The sequence below is a fragment of the Citrobacter portucalensis genome (genome assembly GCF_002042885.1).
In the GTDB taxonomy this organism is placed as follows: domain Bacteria; phylum Pseudomonadota; class Gammaproteobacteria; order Enterobacterales; family Enterobacteriaceae; genus Citrobacter; species Citrobacter portucalensis.
In genome coordinates this window covers 1-25,395 of the sequence record NZ_MVFY01000020.1, presented here as the reverse complement: position 1 = coordinate 25,395, position 25,395 = coordinate 1, and the positions used below count along the sequence as shown (strand labels likewise).

The 25,395-nt window shown below is 54.3% G+C and carries 17 protein-coding genes; 15 read left to right on the top strand and 2 right to left on the bottom strand.

From position 1 onward, the window contains the following. Positions 1–25 precede the first annotated feature (25 nt). The 13 genes from BZK40_RS21715 (at position 26) to BZK40_RS21650 (ending at position 19,753) form a co-directional block, all read left to right on the top strand. Entirely contained in the window at positions 26–4,960 is a 4,935-nt protein-coding gene (locus BZK40_RS21715; protein ID WP_079935287.1) for an alpha-2-macroglobulin family protein, read from the top strand. Next, positions 4,961–7,273, top strand: a complete 2,313-nt coding sequence (gene pbpC / locus BZK40_RS21710; RefSeq protein WP_079935286.1) for a peptidoglycan glycosyltransferase PbpC — start codon at positions 4,961–4,963, stop codon at positions 7,271–7,273. It begins immediately after the preceding gene. 148 nt (positions 7,274–7,421) lie between these two features. Next, positions 7,422–7,853: a nucleoside-diphosphate kinase gene (ndk, locus tag BZK40_RS21705; protein ID WP_003037710.1), complete on the top strand. Its 432-nt coding sequence runs from the start codon at positions 7,422–7,424 to the stop codon at positions 7,851–7,853. A 251-nt stretch (positions 7,854–8,104) separates the two neighbouring features. Continuing rightward, positions 8,105–9,271, top strand: a complete 1,167-nt coding sequence (gene rlmN, locus BZK40_RS21700; RefSeq protein WP_079935285.1) for a dual-specificity RNA methyltransferase RlmN — start codon at positions 8,105–8,107, stop codon at positions 9,269–9,271. Between the two features lie 283 nt (positions 9,272–9,554). Then, positions 9,555–10,553, top strand: coding sequence for a cytoskeleton protein RodZ (gene rodZ / locus BZK40_RS21695; RefSeq protein ID WP_079935284.1), 999 nt, complete (start codon positions 9,555–9,557; stop codon positions 10,551–10,553). 26 nt (positions 10,554–10,579) lie between these two features. Continuing rightward, on the top strand, positions 10,580–11,698 hold the full coding sequence (gene ispG, locus BZK40_RS21690; protein ID WP_003037720.1) for a flavodoxin-dependent (E)-4-hydroxy-3-methylbut-2-enyl-diphosphate synthase: 1,119 nt from the start codon (positions 10,580–10,582) through the stop codon (positions 11,696–11,698). A gap of 110 nt (positions 11,699–11,808) precedes the next feature. Next, positions 11,809–13,083, top strand: a complete 1,275-nt coding sequence (hisS, locus tag BZK40_RS21685; protein ID WP_079935283.1) for a histidine--tRNA ligase — start codon at positions 11,809–11,811, stop codon at positions 13,081–13,083. A 13-nt stretch (positions 13,084–13,096) separates the two neighbouring features. Beyond that, the gene (locus BZK40_RS21680; RefSeq protein WP_003835172.1) at positions 13,097–13,717 is read left to right on the top strand and encodes a YfgM family protein; all 621 of its coding nucleotides are present in this window, start codon (positions 13,097–13,099) and stop codon (positions 13,715–13,717) included. Between the two features lie 10 nt (positions 13,718–13,727). Further along, a complete protein-coding gene (gene bamB, locus BZK40_RS21675) occupies positions 13,728–14,906 on the top strand; it encodes an outer membrane protein assembly factor BamB (RefSeq protein WP_008785453.1) in 1,179 nt (392 codons plus the stop codon). 118 nt (positions 14,907–15,024) lie between these two features. Further along, positions 15,025–16,497 (top strand): ribosome biogenesis GTPase Der, encoded by a 1,473-nt coding sequence (gene der, locus BZK40_RS21665; RefSeq protein WP_003835168.1) that lies wholly within the window; start codon positions 15,025–15,027, stop codon positions 16,495–16,497. Positions 16,498–16,797: 300 nt separating this feature from the next. Further along, positions 16,798–18,339 carry a peptide MFS transporter gene (locus BZK40_RS21660; RefSeq protein WP_048225012.1) on the top strand — a complete coding sequence of 514 codons (1,542 nt, stop codon included), beginning with the start codon at positions 16,798–16,800 and terminating at the stop codon, positions 18,337–18,339. Between the two features lie 63 nt (positions 18,340–18,402). Next, a complete protein-coding gene (locus tag BZK40_RS21655; protein WP_079935282.1) occupies positions 18,403–19,485 on the top strand; it encodes a Gfo/Idh/MocA family oxidoreductase in 1,083 nt (360 codons plus the stop codon). 52 nt (positions 19,486–19,537) lie between these two features. After that, positions 19,538–19,753 (top strand): zinc ribbon domain-containing protein, encoded by a 216-nt coding sequence (locus BZK40_RS21650; RefSeq protein ID WP_003835160.1) that lies wholly within the window; start codon positions 19,538–19,540, stop codon positions 19,751–19,753. Here BZK40_RS21650 and xseA read toward each other — a convergent pair. Continuing rightward, positions 19,750–21,123, bottom strand: a complete 1,374-nt coding sequence (gene xseA / locus BZK40_RS21645) for an exodeoxyribonuclease VII large subunit (RefSeq protein ID WP_079935281.1) — start codon at positions 21,121–21,123, stop codon at positions 19,750–19,752. The two genes, BZK40_RS21650 and xseA, sit on opposite strands and share 4 nt — an antisense overlap. A 160-nt stretch (positions 21,124–21,283) precedes the next feature. Here xseA and guaB point away from each other — a divergent pair, with 160 nt between their 5' ends. Together guaB and guaA are read left to right on the top strand one after the other, a co-directional pair. Beyond that, positions 21,284–22,750: an IMP dehydrogenase gene (gene guaB / locus BZK40_RS21640; RefSeq protein WP_003037756.1), complete on the top strand. Its 1,467-nt coding sequence runs from the start codon at positions 21,284–21,286 to the stop codon at positions 22,748–22,750. Positions 22,751–22,813: 63 nt separating this feature from the next. After that, positions 22,814–24,391 carry a glutamine-hydrolyzing GMP synthase gene (guaA, locus tag BZK40_RS21635; RefSeq protein ID WP_048216398.1) on the top strand — a complete coding sequence of 526 codons (1,578 nt, stop codon included), beginning with the start codon at positions 22,814–22,816 and terminating at the stop codon, positions 24,389–24,391. 120 nt (positions 24,392–24,511) lie between these two features. On the opposite strand, the gene mscS is transcribed toward guaA, so the two are convergent. Beyond that, the gene (mscS, locus tag BZK40_RS21630; RefSeq protein ID WP_079935301.1) at positions 24,512–25,390 is read right to left on the bottom strand and encodes a small-conductance mechanosensitive channel MscS; all 879 of its coding nucleotides are present in this window, start codon (positions 25,388–25,390) and stop codon (positions 24,512–24,514) included. Positions 25,391–25,395: the final 5 nt, after the last annotated feature.

Sequence of the window (25,395 nt, the reverse complement as noted above, 5' to 3'; positions counted from 1 at the left end):
GGGCCACTACGGCCAGGGATGAAAAATGAAACATTTACGCGTAGCGGCCTGCATGCTGATGCTGGCACTGGTCGGGTGCGATAATAATAACGAAAAATCACCGACGGCTGCGAAACCTGATGCGCCTGCGGCACAGACTGCGCCAGCAAAAGATAAAGCTCAATTACAAAAGCTGATGCAGCAAAGCCAGGGCAAGTCGCTGACGCTGCTGGATGCCTCAGAGGTCCAGCTCGACGGTGCGGCAACGCTCGTTTTGACCTTCTCCATTCCCCTCGATCCAGAACAAGATTTTTCCCGCGTCGTGCACGTTGTTGATAAAAAAAGCGGCAAAGTGGATGGTGCCTGGGAGCTAGCGCCAAATCTGAAAGAGCTGCGCTTACGCCATCTGGAACCTAACCGGGAACTGGTGGTGACCATTGAGCGTGATTTGCTGGCGCTGAATAAAGCGACGTTCGCTATTGATTATGAAAAAAACATTACCACGCGCGATGTACAGCCAAGCGTTGGGTTTGCCAGTCGCGGCTCGCTGTTGCCGGGAAAAGTAATTGAAGGCCTGCCGGTAATGGCCCTCAACGTTAACAGCGTGGATGTGAACTTCTTTCGTGTGAAGCCTGAATCGCTCGGCGCATTTGTCAGCCAGTGGGAATACCGCAATTCGTTGACGAACTGGGAATCTGACAATCTGCTGAAAATGGCGGAACTGGTGTATACCGGACGCTTTGACCTCAATCCTGCGCGTAACACCCGTGAGAAGTTGCTGCTGCCGCTGAGCGATATCAAGCCGTTGCAGCAAGCAGGAGTTTACATCGCGGTGATGAATCAGGCTGGACAATACAACTACAGTAATGCCGCTACGCTGTTCACGCTCAGCGATATTGGTGTGTCTGCGCACCGTTACCATAATCAACTGGATGTCTTTACGCAGAGTCTGGAAAACGGCGCTGCGCAGCAGGGTATAGAGGTCACCTTACTCAACGAAAAAGGACAGACGTTGGCGCAGGCTACCAGCGACGCGCAGGGTCATGTCAAACTGGAGACTTATAAAGACGCGGCTTTATTGCTGGCCCGCAAAGACGGGCAAACCACGCTGCTGGATTTGAAACTCCCGGCGTTGGATCTGGCTGAATTTGATATTGCCGGTGCACCGGGATACAGCAAACAGTTCTTTATGTTTGGTCCCCGTGACCTCTATCGTCCTGGCGAAACGGTGATCCTCAACGGATTACTGCGTGACAGCGACGGCAAAACGTTGCCCGACCAGCCGGTGAAGCTGGAGGTCGTGAAGCCCGACGGGCAAGTGTTACGTTCGGTGGTTAGCCAGCCGGAGAACGGTCTGTACCGTTTTAGCTGGCCGCTGGACACCAACGCGCCAACCGGTATGTGGCATATTCGTGCTAATACGGGCGACAACCAGTCACGTATGTGGGATTTCCACGTCGAAGATTTTATGCCTGAGCGGATGGCGCTCAATCTCTCCGCTAATAAGATTCCGGTGGCTCCGGCTGATGAAGTGAAGTTCTCGGTAGTGGGCTACTACCTGTACGGCGCGCCCGCTAACGGCAATGCTCTGCAAGGGCAGCTTTTCCTGCGCCCGCTGCGCGAAGCGGTGCAGGCATTGCCGGGGTTCCAGTTTGGTAATATTGCCGAAGAAAACCTGTCCCGCAGCCTCGATGAAGTTCAGCTTACGCTGGATGAACACGGTCGCGGCGAAGTGAGCACCAACAGCCAATGGCAGGAGACGCATTCCCCGTTACAGGTGATCCTGCAAGCCAGCCTGCTGGAATCAGGTGGCCGCCCGGTGACGCGTCGGGCTGAACAAGCCATCTGGCCTGCGGACATGCTGCCGGGTATTCGTCCGCAGTTTGCGGCAAAAGCCGTCTATGACTACCGCACTGATACCACTGTGAATCAGCCTATCGTTGATGAAAACAGCAACGCCGCTTTCGACATTGTTTATGCCGATGCGCAGGGCGAGAAAAAAGCGGTGTCCGGTTTGCAGGTGCGTTTGATCCGCGAGCGCCGGGATTATTACTGGAACTGGTCTGAAGGCGAGGGTTGGCAATCACAGTTCGATCAAAAGGATCTGGTTGAAGGTGAGCAGACTCTGGATCTTAAGGCCGATGAAACCGGTAAAGTCAGCTTCCCGGTTGAGTGGGGTGCCTATCGTCTGGAAGTGAAAGCCCCGAATGATGCGGTGAGCAGCGTACGCTTCTGGGCAGGTTATAGCTGGCAGGATAACAGCGACGGCAGTGGGGCTGTGCGTCCCGATCGCGTGACTCTGAAACTGGACAAACCCAGCTACCGTCCTGGCGATACCATGAAGCTGCACGTTGCCGCTCCTGCTGCTGGCAAAGGTTATGCGATGGTGGAATCCAGCGAAGGCCCGCTGTGGTGGCAAGAAATAGACGTACCGGCGGATGGTCTCGATATCTCCATCCCGATTGATAAAACCTGGAATCGCCACGATTTGTATCTCAGTGCGCTGGTGGTTCGTCCTGGCGACAAGTCCCGTTCGGCCACGCCAAAACGGGCGGTTGGTTTACTGCATTTGCCGTTAGGTGATGAAAACCGTCGTCTGGCGCTGGCGCTGGAAAACCCGGCGAAAATACGTCCAAACCAGTCGTTGACCGTCAAGATTAAAGCCAGCGTCAAAAATGGCGACATACCAAAACAGGTCAACGTGCTGGTCTCTGCCGTTGATAGCGGGGTGTTGAACATTACCGATTACGCCACGCCAGATCCGTGGCAGGCATTTTTCGGACAAAAACGCTATGGCGCGGATATTTATGATATTTACGGCCAGGTGATCGAAGGGCAAGGGCGGCTGGCGGCGCTGCGTTTTGGTGGTGATGGCGATGAATTAAAACGCGGCGGTAAGCCACCGGTCAATCACGTCAATATCGTGGCGCAACAGGCGCTGCCGGTCACGCTCAACGAGCAGGGCGAAGGTACGGTGACGCTACCGATTGGTGATTTCAACGGCGAGCTACGGGTAATGGCACAGGCCTGGACGGCGGATGACTTTGGCAGCAGTGAAAGCAAGGTGATTGTTGCCGCGCCGGTAATTGCTGAACTGAATATGCCGCGTTTTCTGGCGGGAGGCGATACCTCGCGACTGACGCTGGACGTGACTAACCTGACTGACAAACCGCAAACACTGAATATTAAGCTCGCGGCCAGCGGTTTACTGGAGCTGATGGGACAAGATCCTGCTCCATTGAATCTGGCACCAGGCGTACGGACTACGTTGTTTGTTCCGGTGCGTGCGCGGGAGGGGTTTGGCGATGGCGAAATTCAGGCAGAAATTAGCGGTCTGACTTTACCGGGTGAAACGCTGCCAGTTCAGCATAAACAGTGGAAGATTGGCGTGCGTCCGGCGTTCCCGGCGCAAACCGTTAATAACGGTGTCGCACTTCAACCGGGCGCAACCTGGCAGCTTCCGGGCGAAGAACTGACCAATTTCTCCCCTGCAACGATGCAGGGACAACTGCTGTTCAGCGGTAAGCCGCCGCTGAATCTGGCGCGTTATATCCGCGAACTGAAGGCTTACCCTTACGGCTGCCTGGAGCAAACGGCGAGCGGGTTGTTCCCATCCTTATACACCAATGCTGCGCAATTGAAGGCGTTAGGTATTGTGGGCGACAGCGATGAAAAACGCCGCGCGGCAGTCGATATTGGGATTTCTCGTTTAGTGCAGATGCAGCGTGATAACGGTGGTTTCGCGCTGTGGGATAAAAACGGATCAGAAGAGTACTGGCTGACTGCGTATGTCATGGATTTCCTCGTCCGTGCGAACGAACAAGGCTACAGCGTCCCGGTTGAGGTGATTAACCGTGGCAACGAGCGGCTGCTGCGCTATTTGCAGGATCCAGGAATGTTGTCGATTCGCTATACCGACGACTCTTCAGCAAGCCGATTTGCCGTACAAGCCTACGCCGCGTTGGTTCTGGCGCGTCAGCAAAAAGCCCCGCTTGGCGCACTGCGTGAAATCTGGGAGCGACGCGCTCAGGCGGCTTCTGGTTTACCGCTGTTGCAACTGGGGATCGCGCTGAAAAATATGGGCGATGCTAACCGCAGTGAACAGGCGTTGACGCTGGCGCTGAATACGCCGCGCCGCGATACGCAACAGTGGATGGCGGATTACGGCAGTGCGTTACGGGATAACGCGTTGATGCTGGCCTTGCTCGAAGAGAACAAGCTCAAACCTGACGTGCAGAATACGCTGCTGAACACGTTGTCAGAACAGGCCTTTGGGCAGCGCTGGCTCTCGACTCAGGAAAATAATGCGTTGTTCCTTGCCGCGCGTACGTTACAGGACTTGCCAGGCACATGGCAGGCGCAAACGTCACTCTCGGAGCAACCGTTAGCCGGGGAGAAATCACAGACGCGTAATCTGGATGCCGATGCGCTGTCTACGCTGAGCGTCACCAATACCGGTAATCAACCGCTGTGGCTGCGTCTGGATGTGAGCGGTTATCCGCAAACCTCACCGACGCCTGCCAGCAACGTTCTGCATATTGAGCGTCAAATTCTGGGGCTCGACGGAAACAGCAAATCGCTGGATTCGCTGCGCAGCGGCGAGCTGGTGCTGGTCTGGCTGGAGGTGAAAGCCAGCCAGAACGTGCCGGATGCGCTGGTGGTCGATTTACTGCCAGCAGGACTGGAACTGGAAAACCAGAATCTGGCCAACGGCAGCGCCAGCCTGCAGGATAGCGGTAGCGAAGTGGCGAATTTGCTTAATCAGATGCAGCAGGCAGATATCCAGCACGTTGAGTTCCGTGACGATCGCTTTGTCGCTGCGGTGGCGGTCAATGAAGGACAACCGGTTACGCTGGTGTATCTGGCGCGTGCGGTAACGCCGGGGACCTACCAGGTTCCCGTCCCACAGGTGGAATCAATGTATGTTCCGCAGTGGCGCGCGACCGGTGCGACAGAGGGACTTTTGATTGTCAGACCGTAAATGATGCGCCGGTTGGGTAAACGCGGCTGCTGGTTCTGGCTGGCAGCCGTTGCGCTATTGATTGTGGCGGCAGTTTGGGCGGCAGATAAAATCTGGCCGCTGCCCTTGCGCGAAGTCGATCCGGCACGGGTCGTGGTGGCACATGATGGTACGCCACTCTGGCGCTTTGCCGATGCCGAAGGTATCTGGCGGTATCCGGTAACGATTGATGAGGTGTCGCCCCGCTACCTTGAGGCGCTAATTAACTACGAAGACCGCTGGTTCTGGAAGCATCCCGGCGTCAATCCGTTTTCAGTACTGCGCGCAGCATGGCAGGACCTCTCCTCTGGGCGTGTGGTTTCGGGCGGCAGTACGCTCACCATGCAGGTCGCACGATTACTCGATCCCCATCCGCGAACCTTCGGCGGCAAGTTTCGCCAGCTTTGGCGCGCATTGCAGCTGGAATGGCATCTCTCCAAACGCGACATCCTGACACTGTATCTCAACCGTGCGCCGTTTGGCGGTACGCTGCAGGGTGTCGGGGCGGCAAGTTGGGCCTATCTTGGTAAATCACCCGCGCATTTGAGTTACTCCGATGCCGCGCTACTGGCTGTTTTGCCACAGGCACCGAGTCGCCTGCGTCCGGATCGCTGGCCGGACCGTGCTGAAGCGGCGCGTAATAAAGTACTCGAACGTATGGCGAGCCAGGGTATTTGGCCTGCCAGACAGGTACAGGAGTCGCGTGAAGAGCCAGTCTGGCTGTCGCCCCGGCAAATGCCGCAGTTAGCGCCGTTATTCTCGCGCATGATGCTGGGAAAAAGCCGGAGCGATAAAATCGTGACTACCCTTGATGCCGGATTGCAGCGTCAACTGGAAGAGCTGGCGCAGAACTGGAAGGGGCGCTTACCTGCACGCAGTTCGCTGGCAATGATTGTGGTCGATCACACCGATATGAGCGTGCGTGGTTGGGTGGGGTCGGTAGATATGAATGACGACTCCCGCTTTGGTCATGTGGATATGGTGAATGCTATCCGTTCGCCTGGCTCGGTATTGAAGCCGTTTGTTTACGGTCTGGCGCTGGATGACGGACTCATTCATCCCGCTTCGTTGTTGCAGGATGTCCCGCGGCGAACCGGAGATTATCGACCGGGGAATTTTGACAGCGGTTTTCATGGCCCGGTGAGTATGAGCGAAGCGCTGGTAAGGTCGTTGAATTTACCCGCCGTGCAGGTGCTCGAAGCCTATGGTCCGAAGCGCTTTGCCGCATCGTTACGTAACGTCGGCTTACCGCTGTATCTGCCCGCAGGGGCTGCGCCGAATCTGTCGCTGATTTTAGGTGGCGCGGGGGCAAGGCTGGAAGATATGGCCGCAGCGTACAGCGCCTTTGCCCGTAAGGGAAAAGCGGGAAAACTGCGTCTGCAGCCGGGTGACCCACTGCTTGAACGTCCGTTGATGTCGGCGGGCGCGGCGTGGATTATTCGCCGTATTATGGCCGACGAAGCGCAACCGCTGCCGGATAACGCACTGAGCAGAGTGGTTCCGCTGGCGTGGAAAACGGGCACCAGCTATGGCTATCGCGATGCCTGGGCGATTGGCGTTAATGCCCGTTATGTGATCGGTATCTGGACTGGCAGACCAGACGGAACGCCGGTGGTGGGCCAGTTTGGATTTGCCAGCGCCGTGCCGCTGCTCAATCAGGTCAACAATCTTTTGCTCTCTCGCGGGACCAATCAGCCGGAAGATCCACGTCCTGATTCCGTGAGTCGCGGCGTGGTGTGCTGGCCGGGCGGGCAATCCCTTGCCCCAGGAGACAGCAACTGCCGTCGCCGTCTGGCAACCTGGTTACTGGATGGCAGTCAGCCGCCAACGTTATTATTGCCCGAGCAGGAAGGGGTTAATGGCATTCGTTTTCCTGTCTGGCTGGATGATGAAGGCAAACGTGTGGCGGCGGATTGCCCGCAGGCGCACGAGCAAACATTAATCGTCTGGCCGTTGCCGCTGGAGCCATGGCTACCTGAATCAGAACGCCGTGGGGCGAGATTACCGCCAGTTTCTGCCATGTGTCCGCCGCTGGGACAAGACGCTTCGCAGCCATTGCAGTTGACAGGCATTCGTGATGGCGCGATTGTGAAGCGTTTACCCGGTTCTGCTCAAGCCTCATTGCCGGTGCAAACCAGTGGTGGGAGCGGTGAACGCTGGTGGTTTCTTAACGGTGAAAGGCTGGAAGAACGAGGACGTCGTCTTACGCTACGGCTGGCGACTAAAGGGGATTATCAACTGCTGGTGATGGATGACGCTGGTCAGGTAGCGACGGTGAGATTTTCGATGCAGTAGACCAGTTGGTGACTGTTTGTTGCTAAAATTCATCTTATTTTAAAGAAATGTTACCTTCATCAATAGTCAATTGCCGGGATGCTCTTTATAATCCGCGCCAGGTCGTACATCTATATAGACAACAACAGAACACATTACAGAGGTTATCATGGCTATTGAACGTACTTTTTCCATCATCAAACCAAACGCGGTGGCAAAAAACGTTATTGGGAGCATCTTTGCGCGCTTTGAAGCAGCAGGGTTCAAAATTGTCGGCACTAAAATGCTGCACCTGACCGTTGAGCAGGCACGTGGCTTCTATGCTGAGCACGATGGCAAACCGTTCTTTGACGGTCTGGTTGAATTCATGACCTCCGGTCCGATCGTTGTTTCTGTTCTGGAAAGCGAAAATGCCGTACAGCGTCATCGCGATCTGCTGGGCGCAACCAACCCGGCGAATGCGCTGGCCGGTACTCTGCGTGCAGACTACGCTGACAGCTTCACCGAGAACGGTACTCACGGTTCCGACTCCGTTGAGTCAGCGGCGCGCGAAATCGCCTATTTCTTTGGTGAAGGTGAGGTTTGCCCGCGCACTCGCTAATAAGCTCGTGGGGTAGGCCGGATAAGCATTTGCGCATCCGTCTCTGCTTTGCCTGATGGCGATGCTGATGCGTCTTATCAGGCCTACGATCTTCCTTTACATATTATTTTCGCTAATGCTTCGTGCAAACGTGGCATCCCTGCGCCAGACTTTGTACAATGCAACGCCCCGGAAGAGCAGATCGCTTGCCGGGGCGTTTCTTTTTAACCCTCCACGGGCCACAACGTGTAACAACGAGGCCGGAAAAAATTATGTCTGAATTAGTTAACACCTCTGAAGTCGTCATTCCTGCGGTTCCAAATAAAAATGGAAAAATTAACCTGCTGGATCTGAACCGTCAGCAAATGCGCGAATTCTTCAAAGAGATGGGCGAAAAACCGTTTCGTGCCGATCAGGTCATGAAGTGGATGTACCACTATTGCAGCGACAACTTTGATGACATGACTGACATCAACAAGGTGCTGCGTAACAAGCTGAAAGAAGTGGCTGAAATTCGCGCCCCGGAAGTGGTGGAAGAGCAGCGTTCTTCTGACGGTACGATCAAATGGGCTATCGCGGTTGGCGCTCAGCGCGTTGAAACGGTGTATATCCCGGAAGACGATCGTGCGACCCTGTGTGTTTCTTCACAGGTCGGGTGCGCATTAGAGTGTAAATTCTGCTCTACGGCGCAACAGGGCTTTAACCGTAACCTGCGGGTATCGGAGATCATTGGTCAGGTCTGGCGCGCGGCGAAGATCGTCGGTGCGGTGAAGGCTACGGGCGTGCGTCCTATTACCAACGTGGTGATGATGGGGATGGGCGAGCCGCTGCTCAACCTGACCAACGTGGTTCCGGCGATGGAAATCATGCTCGATGACTTCGGTTTTGGGCTGTCCAAGCGTCGCGTCACGCTCTCCACCTCAGGTGTTGTCCCTGCGCTGGATAAGCTGGGTGATATGATTGACGTCGCGCTGGCGATTTCTCTGCATGCGCCGAACGATGAAATTCGTGACGAAATTGTACCTATCAACAAAAAGTACAATATCGAAACATTCCTTGGCGCGGTTCGTCGTTATCTGGAGAAGTCCAACGCTAACCAGGGTCGTGTAACCATTGAGTATGTGATGTTAGATCACATCAATGATGGCACTGAACACGCGCATCAGCTGGCAGAACTGCTGAAAGATACGCCGTGTAAGATCAACCTGATCCCGTGGAACCCGTTCCCGGGCGCGCCGTATGGCCGTAGTTCTAACAGCCGTATCGATCGTTTCTCCAAAGTGTTGATGAGCTATGGTTTCACTACCATCGTGCGTAAAACACGTGGTGATGACATCGATGCAGCCTGCGGTCAGCTGGCGGGCGACGTTATCGACCGTACCAAGCGTACTCTGCGTAAGCGTATGCAGGGCGACGCTATCGAGATTAAGACCGTTTGATGTTGGCGCACTACGGTATAATTCCTGTACCGTAGTGCAACGTAAGCCATATGAGGTTTTTTGTTGTCGTCGTCAGGTCAATAATAACGGTGCGTTTTTGTCGACTTTAAGGCAGTATGTAACGGCGTAACAAGTGTTTAGCCCTCAGGTTTACGCCGTTTTGTCATTGATAGTCTGACCGTTTTATACTGTCTGACGAAGGTTAACTGACCAGATGTTTCGCGGTGTGGGTGAGCATTGTGGCTCGCCGGCATCAGAACCCAAATTTACGCAGCTGTAGCGAATGAATACTGAAGCCACGCACGACAAAAATGAAACACTATCCACCGGCATTCGTCTGCGCAATGCCCGTGAACAACTCGGATTCAGCCAGCAGGCAGTCGCGGAGCGACTTTGCCTGAAGGTCTCCACGGTACGCGATATTGAAGAAGATAAGGCGCCAGCCGATCTTGCTTCAACATTCCTGCGCGGGTATATCCGTTCTTATGCGCGTCTGGTGCATATTCCTGAAGAAGAACTGTTGCCAGGGCTGGAAAAACAGGCTCCGATTCGACCAGCTAAAGTCGCACCGATGCAGAGCTTCTCGCTCGGCAAACGTCGTAAGAAACGCGACGGCTGGTTAATGACCTTTACCTGGCTGGTACTGTTTGTCGTTGTCGGACTGACAGGCGCCTGGTGGTGGCAGAACCATAAAGCACAGCAGGAAGAGATCACCACCATGGCCGATCAATCCTCTGCTGAGCTGAATGCCGGTAAAGAGGGCGCGCAGAACGTACCGTTAGATACCAGCGCAGCAGCAGGGCAGGATACCCCTCCGGCTCCTGACGATGGTGCGGTAGCGGACGCAGCGCCAACGCCAGACGTTGCTGCGACCCCGGCCCCCGCCGCTGATGCGCAACAGAACGCCGTTGTTGCCCCATCTCAGGCTAACGTCGATACCGCAACCGCAGCGCCAACAGCGCCAGCTACAGCGGCTCCTCTGCCAACCGATCAGGCAGGTGTGACTACACCTGTAGCCGATCCTAACGCGCTGGTGATGAACTTTACCGCCGATTGCTGGCTGGAAGTAACCGATGCGACCGGTAAAAAACTGTTCAGCGGGATGCAGCGTAAAGACGGCAATCTAAACCTGACCGGTCAAGCGCCGTACAAACTGAAAATTGGCGCCCCGGCGGCAGTGCAGATTCAGTTCCAGGGTAAACCTGTCGATCTGAGTCGTTTTATCAGAACTAACCAGGTTGCGCGTCTGACCGTTAATGCCGAACAATCACCGGCTCAGTAACAGACGGCAATGCGGGAGATTTTTTAATGCATAACCAGGCTCCAATTCAACGTAGAAAATCGACACGCATTTACGTTGGGAACGTGCCGATCGGCGATGGTGCGCCCATCGCCGTACAGTCTATGACTAACACGCGTACCACGGATGTGGAAGCGACGGTTAATCAGATTAAAGCGCTGGAACGCGTAGGCGCAGATATTGTTCGTGTCTCTGTACCGACAATGGATGCCGCAGAAGCGTTCAAGCTTATCAAACAGCAGGTTAACGTCCCGCTGGTTGCCGATATTCACTTCGACTATCGTATCGCGCTGAAGGTGGCGGAATACGGCGTTGATTGCCTGCGTATTAACCCAGGTAATATCGGCAGTGAAGAGCGTATTCGCATGGTGGTGGATTGCGCTCGTGATAAAAATATTCCAATCCGTATCGGCGTCAACGCCGGATCGCTGGAAAAAGATCTGCAGGAAAAATACGGTGAACCGACGCCGCAGGCGCTGCTGGAATCCGCTATGCGCCATGTGGATCACCTCGATCGTCTGAACTTCGATCAATTCAAAGTCAGTGTTAAAGCGTCTGACGTTTTCCTCGCCGTAGAATCCTATCGCCTGCTGGCGAAACAGATCGATCAACCGCTGCATCTGGGGATCACCGAAGCCGGTGGCCTGCGTAGTGGTTCGGTGAAGTCCGCGATCGGCCTTGGCCTGCTGTTATCTGAAGGGATCGGCGATACGCTGCGTGTTTCTCTGGCAGCCGATCCGGTGGAAGAGATCAAAGTGGGTTTCGATATCCTGAAATCGCTGCGCATTCGCGCGCGCGGGATCAACTTCATCGCTTGCCCAACCTGTTCGCGTCAGGAATTTGACGTTATTGGTACGGTTAACGCGCTGGAGCAACGCCTGGAAGATATCATTACGCCAATGGACGTTTCGATCATCGGTTGCGTGGTAAACGGTCCTGGTGAAGCGCTGGTTTCTACGCTGGGCGTGACGGGCGGTAACAAGAAAAGCGGCCTGTATGAAGACGGCGTGCGTAAGGACAGACTCGATAACGACGATATGATTACGCAGCTTGAAGCCCGCATCCGCGCTAAAGCGAGTATTCTGGACGAAGCGCGTCGTATCGACGTGCAGCAGCTTGAAAAATAACAACGTGATGGGAAGCGGCGTGCTTCCCGTGTATGATTGAACCCGCATGGCGCCCGCATTGTTCGGGTTAGCGCTGAGGGTTCATTTTTATATTCATAAAGAGAATAAACGTGGCAAAAAACATTCAAGCCATTCGCGGCATGAACGATTATCTGCCTGGCGAAACCGCCATCTGGCAGCGCATTGAAGGCACTCTCAAAAACGTGCTCGGTAGCTACGGTTACAGTGAAATCCGCTTGCCGATTGTAGAGCAGACCCCGTTATTCAAACGCGCGATCGGTGAAGTTACCGACGTGGTTGAAAAAGAGATGTATACCTTTGAGGACCGTAATGGCGACAGCCTGACGTTGCGTCCTGAAGGGACTGCGGGCTGCGTACGCGCCGGCATCGAACATGGTCTCCTGTACAATCAGGAACAGCGTCTGTGGTATATCGGGCCGATGTTCCGCCACGAACGTCCGCAGAAAGGACGCTATCGTCAATTCCATCAGCTGGGTGTCGAAGTATTTGGCCTGCAAGGCCCGGACATCGATGCGGAGCTGATTATGCTGACCGCTCGCTGGTGGCGCGCGCTGGGTATTTCTCAGCATGTTAGCCTTGAGCTGAACTCAATCGGTTCGCTTGAAGCCCGCGCTAACTACCGTGATGCGTTGGTCGCCTACCTGGAACTGCATAAAGAGAAACTGGACGAAGACTGCAAGCGTCGTATGTACACCAATCCGCTGCGCGTTCTCGACTCCAAAAACCCGGAAGTACAGGCGCTGCTCAACGACGCGCCTGCACTGGGCGACTATCTTGATGACGACTCTCGCGAGCACTTCGCGGGCTTGTGCAAACTGCTGGAATCCGCAGGCATTGCCTACACCGTCAATCAGCGTCTGGTTCGTGGTCTTGATTACTACAACCGCACCGTATTTGAGTGGGTCACCAGCAGCCTTGGTTCTCAGGGCACCGTGTGTGCCGGTGGTCGTTACGACGGTCTGGTAGAGCAACTTGGCGGTCGTGCAACGCCAGCCGTGGGCTTTGCTATGGGGCTGGAACGACTTGTTTTGTTAGTTCAGGCAGTTAATCCGGAATTTAACGCAGATCCTGTTGTCGATATATACCTGGTTGCTTCAGGGGCGAACACGCAGTCGGCGGCAATGACGCTTGCAGAACGTCTGCGCGATGAAGTTCCTGGTGTGAAACTGATGACAAACCACGGTGGCGGCAACTTTAAGAAACAGTTTGTCCGTGCCGATAAGTGGGGCGCCCGCGTTGCACTGGTACTGGGCGAGTCCGAAGTGGCTGACGGTACTGTTGTAGTGAAGGATTTGCGCTCTGGTGAGCAAACGGCAGTAGCGCAGGATAGCGTTGCCGCGCATTTGCGCACTTTACTGTGCTAAGGAGAAGGACAGCGTGGAAATTTACGAGAACGAACACGACCAGGTTGATGCGGTAAAACGCTTCTTTGCTGAAAACGGCAAGGCGCTGGCTGTTGGGATCATTTTAGGGGTTGGCGCGCTGGTTGGTTGGCGTTACTGGACCAGCCATCAGACGGAGTCCGCACGCTCTGCTTCTTTGGCATATCAAAATACGGTGACTGCGGTTAGCGCGGGTAAACCGGACAGCATTCCTGCCGCTGAGAAATTTGCTGCAGAGAATAAAAATACCTACGGCGCGCTAGCTTCACTGGAACTTGCGCAGCAGTTTGTTGACCAAAATGAACTTGAGAAAGCCGCAAGTCAGCTGCAACAGGGCTTGGCTGCGACCAGCGATGAAAATCTCAAAGCGGTGATTAACCTGCGTCTGGCTCGTGTTCAGGTTCAGCTTAAACAGGCTGATACCGCGCTGAAAACACTCGACACCATTAAAGGTGAAGGGTGGACGGCCATTGTTGCCGATCTGCGCGGTGAAGCGTTGCTGAGCAAAGGCGACAAACAAGGTGCGCGTAGCGCATGGGAAGCGGGTGTGAAAAGCGATGCCTCTCCTGCTCTGAGCGAAATGATGCAGATGAAAATCAATAATTTGTCCATCTGAGAGGGACCCGATGCAATTGCGTAAATTACTTCTGCCAGGGCTGCTTTCCGTTACCCTATTGAGCGGCTGTTCACTGTTTAGTGGCGAAGAAGATGTCGTTAAGATGTCCCCATTACCGGTGGTTGAAAACCAGTTTACTCCGTCTACGGAATGGAGCACCTCCGTAGGTAACGGTATTGGTGATTTCTATTCCAATCTTCACCCTGCGCTGGCGGATAACGTTGTCTATGCAGCCGATCGCGCTGGTGTAGTGAAAGCATTGAACGCAGGCGACGGTAAAGAAGTCTGGTCTGTGAATCTGGGAGAGAAAGACGGCTGGTTCTCCCGTGCATCTGCACAGCTTTCTGGCGGCGTAACCGTGTCCGGCGGACATGTTTACATTGGCAGCGAAAAAGCACAGGTTTATGCGTTGAATACCAGCGACGGTACCACCGCATGGCAGACGAAAGTCGCCGGTGAAGCGCTGTCTCGTCCTGTTGTGAGCGATGGCGTAGTTTTGATCCACACCAGCAACGGCCAGTTGCAGGCATTAAACGAAGCTGATGGCGCCATCAAATGGACCGTTAACCTCGACATGCCTTCCCTGTCTCTGCGTGGTGAATCCGCTCCGGCAACCGCCTTTGGCGCAGCTATTGTCGGCGGTGATAACGGTCGCGTGAGCGCCGTGCTGATGCAGCAAGGCCAGATGATTTGGCAGCAGCGTATCTCACAGGCGACAGGCCCAACGGAAATCGATCGTCTGAGCGACGTTGATACCACGCCGGTTATCGTCAATGGCGTTGTTTACGCGCTGGCTTATAATGGTAACCTGACGGCGCTGGATCTGCGCAGCGGTCAGATTATGTGGAAACGCGAACTGGGCTCGGTGAATGATTTCATCGTCGACGGTAACCGTATCTACCTGGTTGACCAGAATGACCGCGTACTGGCGCTGACCACCGATGGCGGCGTGACGCTGTGGACGCAAAGCGATCTGCTGCACCGTCTGCTGACGTCCCCGGTATTGTATAATGGCAATCTGGTCGTCGGTGATAGCGAAGGCTACCTGCACTGGATTAACGTTGACGATGGTCGTTTTGTTGCCCAGCAGAAAGTCGACAGCTCAGGTTTCCTGACCGAGCCGGTCTCTGCTGATGGTAAACTGCTGATCCAGGCGAAAGACGGTACGCTGTACTCCATTACGCGTTAATCGTCCCGGCCGCTCGCTTTGAAAAACGGCTCCTGGTGCAGGGGCCGTTTTACTGTTTTTAACAACGGGGCAAAAAATGTGCCCGTTGTCTGATGATTTTTTAAATGAGGCTTTAAACATGGTACCTGTGGTCGCGCTTGTCGGGCGCCCTAACGTTGGCAAATCCACGTTATTTAACCGTCTAACTCGCACCCGAGATGCGCTGGTTGCGGATTTCCCGGGTCTGACTCGTGACCGTAAGTACGGTCGTGCGGAAATTGAAGGCCGTGAGTTTATCTGTATTGATACCGGCGGTATTGATGGCACCGAAGACGGTGTTGAAACCCGTATGGCGGAACAGTCGCTGTTGGCTATCGAAGAAGCAGACGTTGTGCTGTTCATGGTGGATGCGCGTGCTGGCCTGATGCCAGCGGATGAAGCTATTGCTAAACATCTGCGTTCGCGCCAGAAACCGACGTTCCTGGTCGCCAACAAAACTGACGGACTCGATCCTGACCAGGCGGTTGTTGATTTCTACTCATTGGGTCTGGGTGAAATTTATCCGATCGCGGCGTCCCATGGTCGTGGTGTTCTCAGCCTGCTGGAGCATGTTCTGCTGCCGTGGATGGATGACGTTGCTCCTCAGGAAGAAGTGGATGAAGACGCAGAATACTGGGCGCAGCTGGAAGCCAAAGAAAACGGCGAAGAAGAGCCTGAGGACGATTTCAACCCGCAGGACCTGCCGATCAAACTGGCGATTGTTGGTCGTCCGAACGTAGGTAAGTCCACACTTACTAACCGTATTCTCGGCGAAGACCGCGTAGTGGTTTACGACATGCCGGGAACCACGCGTGACAGTATTTATATTCCGATGCAGCGCGATGAACGCGAATATGTGCTCATTGATACCGCGGGCGTGCGTAAGCGCGGCAAAATTACCGAAGCGGTAGAAAAATTCTCAGTAATCAAAACGCTGCAGGCAATTGAAGATGCCAACGTGGTGATGCTGGTGATTGACGCGCGTGAAGGGATTTCCGATCAGGACCTGTCGCTGCTGGGCTTTATCCTCAATAGTGGGCGCTCACTTGTTATCGTAGTCAACAAGTGGGATGGCCTGACGCAGGAAGTAAAAGAGCAGGTCAAAGAGACGCTGGACTTCCGTCTGGGCTTTATTGATTTTGCGCGCGTACACTTTATCTCTGCGCTACACGGTAGCGGCGTGGGTAATCTGTTTGAATCGGTCCGTGAAGCATACGATAGCTCCACACGTCGAGTGAGCACCGCGATGCTGACGCGCATCATGACCATGGCAGTAGAAGATCATCAGCCGCCGCTGGTGCGTGGTCGTCGTGTGAAGCTGAAATATGCCCACGCTGGTGGTTATAACCCGCCAATCGTGGTGATTCACGGCAACCAGGTCAAAGACCTGCCGGATTCCTACAAGCGCTATCTGATGAACTATTTCCGCAAGTCTTTGGACGTGATGGGGACGCCAATCCGTATTCAGTTCAAAGAAGGGGAAAACCCGTTTGCGAATAAACGTAATACACTGACGCCGACCCAGATGCGTAAACGTAAGCGTTTGATTAAGCACATTAAAAAAAGCAAATAATCGTTGCTGATGTTGATAAAAACCCGCGCTTGTCGCGGGTTTTTTTTCGGTATTCCATCGCCAGCCTCAGCCCGTGCGATGTCAATCACTATTCGATTTTTACCAAGTTTAAATCTAAGAAAGTAGACATTTGTCGAGTTTTCATCTTAAAGTCCGGGGGCTGGTACTAGACAAAACTAGCCTTAGGTTATCAAATGGTTAAATAACTTTTCGCCGCATGTAAAAAATCGGTCAGATACGTAACTGGCTGGCGTACATCGCGGTGTTTACACGCACGACGACATAACTTTCGGGAGAATTATGCAATCCTCTGTTAATCAAAAAGAAAGCCGAACTTTCTTCGGTCATCCTTATCCGCTCGGCTCGCTGTTTTTCACAGAGATGTGGGAGCGCTTCTCGTTTTACGGCATTCGCCCGTTACTGATCCTGTTTATGGCTGCTACCGTTTATGACGGCGGCATGGGGCTGGCGCGTGAAAATGCTTCGGCGATTGTGGGTATCTTTGCCGGTACGATGTATCTCGCCGCGCTGCCAGGTGGCTGGCTGGCGGATAACTGGCTCGGCCAACAGAAAGCGGTGTGGTACGGTTCCATTTTGATTGCGCTCGGTCACTTGTCGATCGCGCTCTCGGCCATTATGGGGAACAACCTGTTCTTTATCGGCCTGATGTTTATCGTACTCGGTTCCGGTCTGTTTAAAACCTGTATCTCAGTGATGGTTGGCACGCTGTATAAAAAAGGCGATGCGCGTCGCGACGGCGGTTTCTCGCTGTTCTATATGGGCATCAATATGGGGTCGTTTATCGCGCCGCTGATCTCCGGCTGGCTGATTAAATCCCACGGTTGGCACTGGGGCTTTGGCATCGGTGGTATCGGGATGCTGGTGGCGTTGATCATCTTCCGCGTGTTTGCCGTTCCATCGATGAAACGTTATGACAGCGAAGTGGGTCTGGACTCAACCTGGAACAGCCCGGTAGTGAAACGTAACGGTGTGGGCGCGTGGCTGCTGGCGCTGGCCGTCGGCGTAGCCGTTATCGTTACGCTGATTGCGCAGGGCGTGATTGTGATAAATCCGGTCGCGGTTGCCAGCATACTGGTATACGTGATTGCAGCCTCCGTTGCCTTGTACTTTATCTACCTGTTCATCTTTGCCGGTTTGAACCGTAAAGAGCGCGCCAGACTGCTGGTCTGCTTTATCCTGCTGGTTTCCGCCGCGTTCTTCTGGTCTGCATTTGAGCAGAAGCCAACCTCATTTAACCTGTTCGCTAATGACTACACTAACCGTATGATCGGCGATTTTGAAATCCCGGCGGTCTGGTTCCAGTCGATAAACGCACTCTTTATCATTCTGCTGGCACCGGTATTCAGCTGGGCGTGGCCGAAACTGGCGAGCATGAACATTCGCCCGAGCAGCATCACCAAGTTCGTTATCGGTATTCTCTGTGCCGCTGCAGGCTTTGGTCTGATGATGCTGGCAGCGCAAAACGTTCTCAGTAACGGTGGCGCAGGCGTCTCCCCATTCTGGCTGGTGGGCAGCATCCTGATGCTGACGCTTGGTGAGCTGTGCCTGAGCCCGATCGGTCTGGCGACCATGACGTTGCTGGCCCCGGAAAGAATGCGCGGTCAGATGATGGGCCTGTGGTTCTGCGCCAGTGCGCTGGGTAACCTGGCCGCAGGTCTGATTGGTGGTCATGTGAAGGCCGACCAACTGGATATGCTGCCGGATCTCTTCGCTCGCTGCTCGATTGCGTTGCTTATCTGCGCCGCGGTACTGATCGTCCTCATTGTGCCGATCCGTCGCATGCTGGAGAATACGCAAACTAAACCGGCTACTAGCGCCTGATAACACCTCGATTGTGCCGGGGCAGACGTGATGTCCCGGCCAATTCATTTACGAGGTGAGAACATGCTGTTAGGGTTTGTTGGGCTTGGCGCAGTCGTTGAAACGGCATACTTGCCCGCATTGCGTAAACTTTACGGTGATTCCCTGTGCTGTGTGGGATTTGACGTGCAACCCGCAAAACAGCCCGCTGGTGTGACACGCTGTGCATCGCTCGCTGAACTTCTTGCAACACCGCTTGATACCCTGTTTATCACCACCGCTTCTCTGCATCATCTCGATGTGCTTGAACAGGCGCTGGCCGCTCCCATCGCACGAATCGTGGTTGAAAAACCGATTGTTGCCACGCTTTCCCAAATTGAAAAACTGAAAACGCTGCTGGAGCAACCCGACGCTGCCGACCGTGTGCTGGCGCTCGACCACTGGATGGCGCGTAATGGCGCAATGCAGCTGGCATTGGGAAAACTCGGTGCGCAGTGGCAGGGCGATAACCCACAACAGGCACTTGTCTCTCACTTTTCAGACGTTGTTAAAATCGACGGTTTTTTGCAGGAGCCGAGCGGATATAACGCTACAGGAGAGCCGATCGCGCTCAACTTTGCCACTGGTGAGCCAGATACGCGTGAGCTTCGCCACCCGGACGGTGTGATTCTGGACATTGGCACACACGTACTGGCCATGCTGCGTGAAACAGTGCGTTACCTGGGCGGTGATGACAGCATGACCCTGCAGGTGAAGAGCGCTAAAGACCGTCTGGGACGTAACATCATCCAGGGTGACCTGACCACGGCTGAAGGAGAGGCGCATCTGCAAGGACTGATTAGCGGTGTACCGTTGGATATCTGGCTGAATAAATACGCGGGGCCTGCTGGCGGACAAAAAGGTCTGCGCCTTTATCTGCGTGATGGGCGTATCATCAGCTACGACCGACAGGGTGCCGACGATGTGCTCGAATTGATTGACGGTGATGTTGTGCAACGCTGGTGTCTGCCTGGTACGATTTATGCCCATTGTCTGGCGGAACATATTCTGGGGACGCAAAGTCTGTTTGAACGCAGCCCGCAGGAAGTGAGCCACACGACGCAGCGCAGGCTGGATGAGGTAGAACGATTACTGATCCTACAGCAACAGTTGCGTGGTTCACACTAAGCGTATCATGGTAAAATTAGCGCAGAATTGAACACCATTTAAAGGAGTCACCATGTCGATGACCTGCCCGGATTGTCATGCAGAACTGGAACCACAAAACGGTGTGGCACACTGTGAAAACTGTAAAAAAGATATTCCGTTAGAAGCGCGCTGCCCGGAGTGCCATCAGCCACTCCAGGTGTTAAAAGCCTGCGGGGCGGTGGACTACTTCTGTCAGAATGGCCATGGTCTGATCTCGAAGAAACGTGTGGAATTTGTGCCGGTTTAATCTGGCTTTTTCTTACGCGTTTTCTTTGCCGTCGTTACGCCTTTCACTTCGCTCTCTACCCAGCCGTCTGACAGGCGGGTAGTGACCACATCACCGGTTTTTACCTGTTTGGTCTGCTTCAGCACTTTGCCGTCGGTCGCGGTAGTGACGCTATAGCCGCGAGCGAGCGTCGAGAGAGGACTCACCGCTTCAAGGTGCGTCACCACATTACCGAAGCGTTCTCGCTGTGCGCTTAAACGCGCGCGGATATTTTCTGCCAGACGGTACTCCAGTTGCTGAATACGGGTTTGCGCCCGATAAATTCGCGGCTGTGGGTTTTGCTGGCTCAGGCGTTGGCTTACGCGCTGTTGGCGCTGATTGGCCTGCTTAATCTTATTCTCAAGAGCGAAATTCATCCGCTGACGCAGCCGCTCCAGCACGGTCTGCTGACGGGCCAGACGCAGTTGCGGATGTTGCTGTTGCAAACGGTGATGAAGCTGGGTAAAGCGACGAGTACGGTTGGCGATGTAGTAGTCCATCGCCATCTCCAGACGCTGCTGGCCATGCTGAATTTGACGCAGCAGTTCCAGTTGATTGCGGCTGACAATTTCCGCCGCTGCTGATGGCGTAGGCGCCCGTAAATCTGCAATAAAATCGGCAATAGTGACATCTGTTTCGTGGCCGACGGCGCTTACTACCGGAATGCGGCTGGCAAAGATTGCCCGTGCTACGCGTTCATCGTTAAAACTCCACAAATCTTCCAGAGAACCGCCGCCGCGCCCGACGATAAGCACATCGCACTCGCCCCGCGCGTTCGCCAGCTCAATGGCGCGAACGATCTGTCCTGGCGCATCGTCGCCCTGGACCGCGGTCGGGTAGATAATAACGGGCAGGGATGGGTCACGGCGCTTCAGCACGTGGAGAATGTCGTGCAGCGCAGCCCCGGTTTTCGAGGTAATGACCCCAACGCAGTGAGCCGGTGAGGGTAGTGATTTTTTGAACTGCTGATCGAATAGCCCTTCAGCCTGCAGTTTGGCTTTGAGTTGCTCATATTTTTGCTGCAACAAACCTTCACCAGCTGGCTGCATGCTCTCAACAATTATCTGGTAGTCGCCACGCGGTTCGTACAACGTAATGTTGGCGCGTACCAGGACCTGCTGACCGTGCTGTGGGCGGAACGTTACCCGTCGATTGCTGTTGCGAAACATCGCGCAGCGTACCTGGGCGGTGTCATCTTTGAGCGTGAAATACCAGTGACCGGAGGACGGTTGAGTGAAATTCGAGATTTCACCGCTGATCCAAACTTGTCCCATTTCCTGCTCAAGCAGCAAACGAACCGTCTGATTTAGGCGGCTTACGGTAAAAATTGAGGTGGTCTGAGAGGATAACATGTGAGCGGGATCAAATTCTAAATCAGCAAGTTATTCAGTCGAAAGTAACATGCTCACAGAGGAGCGCAAGGTTTTTTTGCAAAAAAGTGTGGATGCAATCGGTTACGCTCTGTATAATGCCGCGGCAATATTTAATAACCTCCCAGGTGAGATATTGCCCATGCTACGTATCGCAAAAGAAGCCCTGACGTTTGACGACGTCCTCCTCGTTCCCGCTCATTCTACCGTTCTGCCGAATACTGCTGACCTCAGCACCCAGTTGACGAAAACCATTCGCCTGAACATTCCTATGCTCTCCGCAGCAATGGACACCGTGACGGAAGCGCGCCTGGCAATTGCCCTGGCCCAGGAAGGCGGCATCGGTTTTATCCACAAAAACATGTCCATCGAGCGCCAGGCTGAAGAAGTTCGCCGCGTGAAGAAACACGAATCTGGCGTGGTAACTGACCCACAGACCGTACTGCCAACCACTACTCTGCGCGAAGTGAAAGAACTGACCGAGCGTAACGGCTTTGCTGGCTACCCGGTAGTGACTGAAGATAACGAACTGGTCGGCATCATCACCGGCCGTGACGTGCGTTTTGTGACTGACCTGAACCAGCCGGTTAGCGTATATATGACGCCAAAAGAGCGTCTGGTGACCGTTCGTGAAGGCGAAGCGCGCGATGTCGTTTTTGCCAAAATGCACGAAAAACGCGTTGAGAAAGCGCTGGTTGTTGATGACAGCTTCCACCTGCTCGGCATGATCACCGTAAAAGATTTCCAGAAAGCAGAACGTAAACCTAACGCCTGTAAAGACGAGCATGGTCGTCTGCGCGTTGGTGCAGCGGTAGGTGCTGGCGCAGGTAACGAAGAGCGTGTAGACGCGCTGGTTGCCGCTGGCGTAGACGTTCTGCTGATTGACTCCTCTCACGGCCACTCTGAAGGCGTTCTGCAGCGTATCCGTGAAACTCGCGCTAAATATCCTGACCTGCAGATCATCGGCGGTAACGTTGCTACGGGCGCAGGTGCTCGCGCGCTTGCTGAAGCTGGCTGCAGCGCAGTTAAAGTGGGTATCGGCCCTGGCTCCATCTGTACTACCCGTATCGTGACCGGCGTCGGTGTTCCGCAGATCACTGCCGTTTCTGATGCCGTTGAAGCGCTGGAAGGCACCGGTATTCCGGTTATCGCCGACGGCGGTATTCGTTTCTCCGGCGACATCGCTAAAGCGATTGCTGCTGGTGCTGCCGCAGTGATGGTTGGCTCCATGCTGGCGGGTACTGAAGAATCCCCGGGCGAAATCGAACTGTACCAGGGCCGTTCTTACAAATCTTACCGCGGTATGGGTTCTCTGGGCGCGATGTCCAAAGGGTCTTCTGACCGTTACTTCCAGAGCGATAACGCTGCTGACAAACTGGTCCCGGAAGGTATCGAAGGTCGCGTTGCCTATAAAGGTCGCCTGAAAGAGATCATTCACCAGCAGATGGGCGGCCTGCGCTCCTGTATGGGTCTGACCGGCTGTGGTACTATCGACGCGCTGCGAACGAAAGCAGAGTTTGTACGCATCAGCGGTGCGGGTATTCAGGAAAGTCACGTTCACGATGTGACCATCACCAAAGAGTCCCCTAACTACCGCATGGGCTCCTGATAAGTTTCCGCGCCCGGCTATATGCCGGGCGAATTTGTTTCACTTGCCTCGGAATTAGCGTCAATGACAGACAATATTCATAAACATCGCATTCTCATCCTCGATTTCGGCTCGCAGTACACTCAGCTGGTTGCACGTCGCGTACGTGAACTGGGCGTCTACTGTGAACTGTGGGCATGGGATGTTACGGAAGCACAAATTCGCGAATTCAACCCAAGCGGTATCATTCTTTCCGGTGGTCCGGAAAGTACCACCGAAGAAAACAGCCCGCGTGCGCCGGAATACGTTTTCAATGCGGGCGTGCCGGTGTTCGGCGTGTGCTACGGCATGCAGACCATGGCAATGCAGCTCGGTGGTCATGTTGAAGGTTCTAACGAACGTGAATTCGGCTATGCGCAGGTTGAAGTTCAGACCGACAGCGCGCTTGTCCGCGGTATTGAAGACTCCCTGACCGCAGACGGCAAACCGCTGCTGGACGTGTGGATGAGCCACGGCGACAAAGTGACCGCCATTCCGGAAGGTTTCGTGACCGTTGCCAGCACCGACAACTGCCCGTTCGCTATCATGGCGCACGAAGAAAAACGCTTCTACGGCGTGCAGTTCCACCCGGAAGTTACCCACACCCGTCAGGGTATGCGCATGCTGGAGCGTTTTGTGCGCGACATCTGCCAGTGTGAAGCGCTGTGGACGCCGGCAAAAATTATCGATGACGCCGTTGCCCGCATTCGTGAGCAGGTTGGCAATGATAAAGTTATCCTCGGTCTGTCCGGCGGCGTTGACTCCTCCGTGACCGCGATGCTGCTGCACCGTGCTATCGGCAAAAACCTGACCTGCGTGTTCGTCGACAACGGTCTGCTGCGTCTCAACGAAGCTCAGCAGGTGATGGATATGTTCGGCGACCACTTTGGCCTGAACATCGTTCACGTGGAAGGCGAGCAGCGTTTCCTGGACGCGCTGAAAGGCGAGAACGACCCAGAAGCTAAACGTAAAATCATTGGCCGCGTATTCGTGGAAGTATTTGATGAAGAAGCGCTGAAGCTGGAAGACGTTAAGTGGCTGGCGCAGGGCACCATCTACCCGGACGTGATCGAATCCGCGGCATCTGCCACCGGTAAAGCGCACGTTATCAAATCTCACCACAACGTGGGCGGTTTGCCGAAAGAGATGAAGATGGGTCTGGTTGAGCCGCTGCGTGAGCTGTTCAAAGACGAAGTGCGTAAGATTGGTCTGGAGCTGGGCCTGCCGTACGACATGCTGTACCGTCACCCGTTCCCGGGACCGGGTCTGGGCGTACGTGTGCTTGGCGAAGTGAAGAAAGAGTACTGCGACCTGCTGCGTCGCGCGGATGCTATCTTCATTGAAGAGCTGCACAAAGCTGACCTGTACAACAAGGTAAGCCAGGCGTTCACCGTGTTCCTGCCGGTTCGTTCCGTTGGTGTGATGGGCGATGGCCGCAAGTACGACTGGGTTGTTTCCCTGCGTGCGGTAGAAACCATCGACTTTATGACCGCGCACTGGGCACACCTGCCGTATGACTTCTTAGGCCGCGTCTCTAACCGCATTATCAACGAAGTGAACGGTATTTCCCGCGTGGTGTATGACATCAGCGGTAAGCCGCCAGCTACCATTGAGTGGGAATAATATCCCTTTCCGTTAGCGGTTTTTGAACCGGTAATATGCAAAAACCCTCTGTTTACAGAGGGTTTTTTATTGCACGCATTTCAGCAAATACTTCAGGCGCATGTTCTGCAGGAAAGTACGCTAATCGACCAGTTGCAGCTGAGACTTTTGCTGAGGTGCGACATTCTGAATACGCACATCCATCTGTGGATAGGGTAGGTCGATGTGGTTGGCGTCCAGCGCCTCTTTAATGTTTTCCAGCAGATCGTAATAGGTATTCCAGTATTCGATATTGGGCACCCATACGCGCACGTAAAAATTCAACGCTGAAGCGCCCAGTTCGCCCAGACGAACGGTTACCCCACGTTGCTTATCGATGCGGCTGTCCTGCTCGATAATGTGATTAATAACTTGTTTAACCTCTGCAATCCGACTCTGATAACCCACACCAATCACCAGAACGATACGACGAAAAGGGTGACGGGAATAGTTAATGATGTTGTCAGCGATGATCTTACCGTTTGGAATCACAACTTCTTTGCTGTCCGCGGTGAGCAGGGTGGTGGAGAAGATGTGCACCTTTTCTACTGTTCCGGTGACTGCACCAATCTGCACTACTTCTCCGGCGCGAAAAGGTCGCAGGGAAACCAACAGCACGCCAGCGGCAAAGTTGGAAAGCGAGCTTTGTAACGCGAGGCCAATGGCCAGTCCGGCGGCACCGATGACGGCAATAATGGAGGATGTTTCAATACCGATGCGACCTAATGCGGCGACGACGGAAAAGGCGAGGGTAATGTAACGTACCAGCGCGGTGAAGAACTGAATGATCGTTCTGTCGACTTTACGTTTAAGCAGTAACTTTTCCAGCCCACGAGAGAGCAGACGAGCGATAAATTTACCGATAAACAATAAGATCACGGCGGCAACGATATTCCAGCCGAATTGAATGACAGCATCGCTGTGCCCGGCGATCCACTCAAGGCCGCTTCTTATTTTCGGGAATAATAAAAAACCACTCATGGTAT